This is a genomic window from Winogradskyella sp. (genome assembly GCF_013042245.1).
GTDB lineage: Bacteria > Bacteroidota > Bacteroidia > Flavobacteriales > Flavobacteriaceae > Winogradskyella.
In genome coordinates, this window is sequence record NZ_JABDQL010000017.1 from 1 (window position 1) to 5,756 (window position 5,756).

Here is a 5,756-nt window from a genome sequence, read left to right on the forward strand (position 1 = left end):
TTCGGGGTTTCCTGTTTTGCAGGATGTTTCAACCTCCAGTAAAAATCGACCTTTTTAAATTATGCTACTTTGTTTTCAAATTTACAAATTATTTCTTACCAACTTATCCGCCTCAAAAGTCATTCCCTCGGGTGGCAAAATCCTTGCCATGGATGTTTAATGTGTTTATATTTATTTTTTTAAGGACATATGCTGTTCGCTATTAATCATTCCTTTGGGAGATAATATGTTTAGCATGCGCGTTTCATGAATTTAAATTTTGAAATGATTAGATTCCAAAAATAAAAAAATGAATGCGCCGTTAGTAAAAATTAGGGTTTGAAATCGGAACTAGTATCTAGGTGTTATTTGTTAACTATCTAAAAATCATATATTTAAATTCGTATCTAGATTGTACTTCTAACTTTTGTAAATACTATTTGTATGGGTTTTTATGGTGTTAACACTAATAAAAAGAGTCTCGGCAATGTCTTTGTTTGTTTTGTTCTGAAGAATTAGGCCCAAAACGACACGTTCTTGTTTAGATAATCTTTGCTTTAAGTTTTCGAACGATTGCTTTTTGCTTTTCTTATTCTGAAATACGAAATATATATTCAGTAAAACAGATACAAATAGTAAAACCAATACGATATATAGCCAATTAAATTCTTTCTTTGTTTCAGCTTGTGTGTTTAGCATGTACAAATCTGAATTTAATTCATTTTCGTATTGTTTAGTATCGGTACCTTCAGGATAATTAGCGGCAAGTCTAGGGTTTAAATTCTCGTAATAATTATTAGTCTTTAAATCTTCGACATAGTAGCTATGCAAATCACTCGTTCTGTCTGATAAATAAGAATATATATAAAGTTCAGCTAAGGGTTCGTTTAGGAATTTTCCAAAATCTTGTAGTGTTTTAAACCATTTTTTGTTGTTTAATTTGCGATTAGCTTCACTTCTAAATTCACCATATGCAAAACGCATATCTGCTTTTAGAGAATCTATTCTTACAAAAGCAGTTGCTTTGTCGTTTGTTGAGTTTATATAACAGAACACTTGATTTTCAAATGAAAAAGGAAGTTTTAATGTGTCTGTATTATTAGCAATAAAAATAATTTCTTTACTGTCGCTACAATGCCCGTTAAAGTGATTTGCATCTTGTGTGGCTTCAGAGCATTTGTCTATGTGAATGCGGTAAATGCGGTTTTCAGCCTCTAGCATGTTTCCTTTAAATTCAAAATATCCGGTAGCGTCTGCAGTTGTTTTAGCAATGATTTGTTCTGCATATACACCAGAGATTTTTCTGTAATCTTCGACAACGGATAAGTAAACGGTATTCTGCCATTCGTTAGGTTCTATATATCCAGAAAATGAATATTGCGCTTTGCAAAGCGTGAAAACAAATAAAAATAGGATGGTGAGCTTTAATCTCATGAAACGAAGCTAATCATTTTTTTTGAAAATAGCGACGCTACTAAACTTGGTGTAACATTTATGGCAATGCTGCGTCATATAATTACATCAAATCAAAAAATAAAATTATGAGTTTTTGGAGAGTTCTTCTCGCTATTATTTTTCCACCTTTGTCGGTTATTGGTAAAGGTTGTGGTTCTATTTTTATTGTCTTCTTATTATGGATTTGTGGTTGGGTACCAGGTGTCATTGCAGCGTTGGTTATTTTAAATAATCCTGAGCGATAATATCGTACCTTTGTCTTACTAATTTAATCTACCTAAAAATGAAAAAACTTATTGCGTGCCTAGCTTTTTTAAGTCTATTAACCAGTTGTAATGTAACAGAGACTATTGTTTTTACAGAAGACGGTTCTGGTGAGTTTTTAATGACTTATGATATGGGAGAAATGCTGACTCAAATGAAAGAAACTATGGGTGGCGGCAATGATAATTTAGAAAAGAAAGAACCAGGTAAAGTTATAGATACCACCATGATTTTTGCCGATATTATGAAAGTTTATAAAGATAGTGTTGCAGCTTTGCCGGAAGAGCAACGATTAGCTATGGAGTATGTAAAAGACATGTACATGACCATGCAAATGGATGAAGATGCAGAAAAAATGAATATGGGTATTGGTATGAAATTTAAATCTATTGAAGATTTGAAAGGTATTCAAGATAAGATTAGAAAAGCGCAAAGTTTAGATGAAAAAAATGCGACATTTAACGCAATGAAAAATCAATCTCCGCTCGGAAGTATCACAGAAAACAACGATAAAGTTGATTATCTCTACTCGACTAGTCAATTTTCAAGAGTTACAACCGTGGAGGAAAAGACTCAAGACGAAATACAGGAGTTGGAGTTTATATTAAGTCAGGAAGATGAAACTAGTAAGGAGATATTAGGTTTTTATGAGTCTTCATATTATCAAGTAAAATTGGTTTTCCCTAAACGTGTAAAATCAGTTAATACTGAAGGAGCTGTAATTTCTGAAGATGGTAAAACTATGACTTATAAAGTTAGTTGGATAGATTATATTAAAAACCCTAAATCGTTAGATGTCAACGTTACTTTTTATGAATAAAACAATTCGTTTAGAAGATTTAGGTTCCAGAGATTTTAAAGATACTTGGGATTACCAGGAACAACTTTTTAAAGCCATATTAGATACCAAAATCAAGAATAGGCGAGAGGATGCTGGATTGCAAACTGACAATCATTTTCTGTTTGTAGAACATCCGCATGTGTATACTTTGGGAAAGAGCGGTGACTTATCTAACCTTTTACTTTCTGAAGTTCAACTCATAGAAAAAGGCGCTACGTTTTATAAAATTAATCGTGGTGGTGATATAACATACCATGGTCCGGGACAAATTGTGGGTTACCCGATTTTAGATTTAGATAATTTTTTTACAGACATTCACAAATACCTTCGCTTTCTTGAAGAATGTATTATTTTAACACTTGCTGAATACGGTTTAAAAACTGAAAGAAGTCCGGGTGAAACTGGTGTTTGGTTGGACGTTGGTACACCATTTGCTCGAAAAATTTGTGCTATGGGTGTGCGAGCAAGTCGTTGGGTAACCATGCATGGTTTTGCATTGAATGTTAATGCAAATTTAGGTTATTTTGACAATATCATTCCATGCGGAATTAGAGGTAAAGCCGTAACGTCGCTTAACAATGAATTAAACGTTGATAATGTTGATGAAGGGGAAGTAAAAGCTAAGATTTTAAAGCATTTTAAAACGCTTTTTCAGGCAGAGTTTGTTTAGTTGTTTTCTTCATTGAAGAATACTTTATAAAAGTGCATTTTCTTTTCTTCATCATAACCACGTTCTAGATATTCTGCTGATGCATCAGGTGCATCGACGTCTAGTTTTATTTGAATGTTGGTATCTAGTTTTATTTCCGTTTTAATCTTTTGTTTTTGCTTTTTTAAAGCAATTTCAGAGACGTCAAATTGATTACGGATTAGAACACTATTATCAGTTTCATAGGTTTTTTTATAATCTTCGAATTGCTTAATTTGGTTTTCAGTTTCAAAAACTTCGTCTTTAAAAGTTTCGATATTTACAATTTCATTTTCTTTAAAGAAATCGACTGTTTTTGCCAAAAAATTACTTTGCTCCTGACCTCCAAAATGAGGCTGTAATACTTCTTTTGAGAACTCACGACAAAGCTCAATACAGTTTTTTGTGTGTTGGTTGCTATCGTCGGGATATTTAATGTTCAAAAAGCTCTTAATCCAGTATTGTGCATCATAATTATTGTTGTCTACACTGAGTACAATTTTACCTTCCATATCTGACGTATTTAAGATTAAGCAACCTTTGTCTACTTTTTTGGCTTGGATGCCTTTTTGTACTAAAATATCGTAGTTATTTTGCTCTAAATAGGTCTGGAAAAATTCTGTTTTATTTTCTATTTTAAATATGCCAACAGCATCGGTAAAATAGTCTTGGTATTGTATATTTTCGAAATAGCATATAAAGACATCTCCTGTTTTTATTTGTGCTGAATTACTTTGTTCAAAAAGGTGGGTAACTATGTGTTTAGAAACATCTACAAAATTACTTTCGTCAGAGAATAATTGCTCGCTGTAAGTGTTTATTTCATTGAGATTAACATCAGAGTGATGATTGAAACGATAGGTCTCAGCAACACTCACAAAAGGCTTTAAAAGATACGGTAATATAAGTTGGTATGTAGCCTCATCAAAATGCACAGCAGCATCAGAAAATGCGTTTTTTGTACCGTTGAATTTGTTTCCAACTTTATGGATTATGAGGTTTTTTATTGAGGCTTTTTGGCGTTTAATCATTAGTGCAATTCGTCTTAAAATTCAAGAATTACAATAGTACAAAATTCGCTATCAAATAAAAGTGTAAAATCAATTGATTTTATAAACCAAAATAGTTTTTTCATCGGCTTGTGTTACTAATTCTAAACCTCGTTTTCGGTCTAAGTTTTGAAGTTTTGCAGATGCTGTTCCAAAAACAGGGAAATTTGGAAGTAGCTTGCCTAGACTATCAAAAATATAGACTTTTTTGGACTGTAAATCTGTAATAGACACATATATTTTATCATTGAGATAAAAGATTTCTGGACTTGTGTAGCTACCATAATCCAAATCAATTGTTTTGCTTTTGATTTTGAGTTTGTTTTCATCAAGCGCCACAAGTGTTTTGCTGGTAGTTGTTATTTTAGAATTAACATCAAGGTCTAGGTTAGCGATGCTGATCCGACCTTTGGTATCGAATTGTATCAACTGCCCATTTTTATCCAAAGTTGTAAACTTGTTTTGATAGATAAATATTTCATTTTCTGAAAAATCAATACCTTTTTTTGCGTTTACACGTTCTTTGCCCTGACGATTTAAAATTTCTAATTTTTGGCCATGAGAAAACACTATGTAATCTTTACTGCCAATTCTAAAATGTTTGGGTTGGCTATTTATTGTGTTTTGTGCTTTGTTGTAAGTAAAACCAGTTACGCGTTTCGTACTCACGTCAAGCATTAGCAAAGACTTATTCTGAGTAACCAAAAGACGGTAATTTTTTTTGTTGTCATAATCAAAAACGGATAATGGTTGCGTAATTTTGTCATTAAATTTTTTTGGAAACGGCCCAACGTCTTTTCCATTTCTGTCTATAACATAAACATTATTAGGTGTTGCAAATACCAATTGCAACCTTCCGTTTTTGTAGATGTCTATTTGCTCTATTTTTCCTAAAACAGGACCACTCAGTTGTTTTTTCCAAAGTATACTTCCACTACTCGAAACTAAATAAAGTCTGTTATTGGTGTCTTGAGTTACAATTTCATAAGAATTGTTTCTGTGATTTTTCACCAATTGAGGTGGTAGTATTATGTCGGCAGTAACAGAAGTGCTAAAATCTTCTGTGATAGAGTTGCTAGAACCACGTTTCTTATATTTTTGAAGCACACCGTTTATATGCGCAAAGTCAGAGTCATATACATACTGCACAGCATTTGCATTGTAGCCTTTTACGCTTCTGTTTAAAAAATTATATAACCCTTCACCATCTTTATAAATTAGAATAGAAGAATTAGCTGCTAAATGTTGTTTAATAAATTGAAATTTCTCTGAAGTTGCTAGTGTTTTGTTATTCAGTTTGAAAGAAATAATGGCTTTAAGCGTTTTTATATTGTCCGAATAGACGGAGTAATTATCGAATATAAAGCCAAATGATGCGTTTTCAAAAGTTATGAATGGGGCAATACTATTTTTAAAGATGCTATTGTCTTTAATTTTAAATATTGAAATGTCACGGAAGTTCTCTTCAAGAGTATTATTA

At 32.2% G+C, this 5,756-nt stretch carries 5 protein-coding genes and 1 pseudogene; 3 read left to right on the top strand and 3 right to left on the bottom strand.

The window, feature by feature from the left end; genetic code table 11:
• Positions 1–399: 399 nt before the first annotated feature.
• Positions 400–1,413 carry a helix-turn-helix transcriptional regulator gene (locus HKP48_RS01115; RefSeq protein ID WP_296341955.1) on the bottom strand — a complete coding sequence of 338 codons (1,014 nt, stop codon included), beginning with the start codon at positions 1,411–1,413 and terminating at the stop codon, positions 400–402.
• A 107-nt stretch (positions 1,414–1,520) separates the two neighbouring features.
• On the opposite strand from HKP48_RS01115, the gene HKP48_RS01120 reads away from it, so the two are divergent.
• Genes HKP48_RS01120 through lipB form a run of 3 tightly spaced genes read left to right on the top strand, consistent with a single transcriptional unit; the run spans position 1,521 to position 3,209 of the window.
• Positions 1,521–1,679, top strand: a complete 159-nt coding sequence (locus HKP48_RS01120) for a YqaE/Pmp3 family membrane protein (protein ID WP_296341957.1) — start codon at positions 1,521–1,523, stop codon at positions 1,677–1,679.
• A 38-nt stretch (positions 1,680–1,717) separates the two neighbouring features.
• Complete coding sequence (locus HKP48_RS01125; RefSeq protein ID WP_296341959.1) at positions 1,718–2,518, top strand: hypothetical protein; 801 nt, start codon at positions 1,718–1,720, stop codon at positions 2,516–2,518.
• The gene (gene lipB / locus HKP48_RS01130) at positions 2,511–3,209 is read left to right on the top strand and encodes a lipoyl(octanoyl) transferase LipB (RefSeq protein ID WP_296341960.1); all 699 of its coding nucleotides are present in this window, start codon (positions 2,511–2,513) and stop codon (positions 3,207–3,209) included. The genes HKP48_RS01125 and lipB overlap by 8 nt, the downstream gene beginning before the upstream one ends.
• On the opposite strand, the gene HKP48_RS01135 is transcribed toward lipB, so the two are convergent.
• Both HKP48_RS01135 and HKP48_RS01140 read right to left on the bottom strand, forming a co-directional pair.
• Positions 3,206–4,258 (bottom strand): nucleoid-associated protein, encoded by a 1,053-nt coding sequence (locus HKP48_RS01135; protein ID WP_296341963.1) that lies wholly within the window; start codon positions 4,256–4,258, stop codon positions 3,206–3,208. The two genes, lipB and HKP48_RS01135, sit on opposite strands and share 4 nt — an antisense overlap.
• A 69-nt stretch (positions 4,259–4,327) precedes the next feature.
• Positions 4,328–5,756, bottom strand: a pseudogene (locus HKP48_RS01140) (ribonuclease HII); the annotation flags it as partial.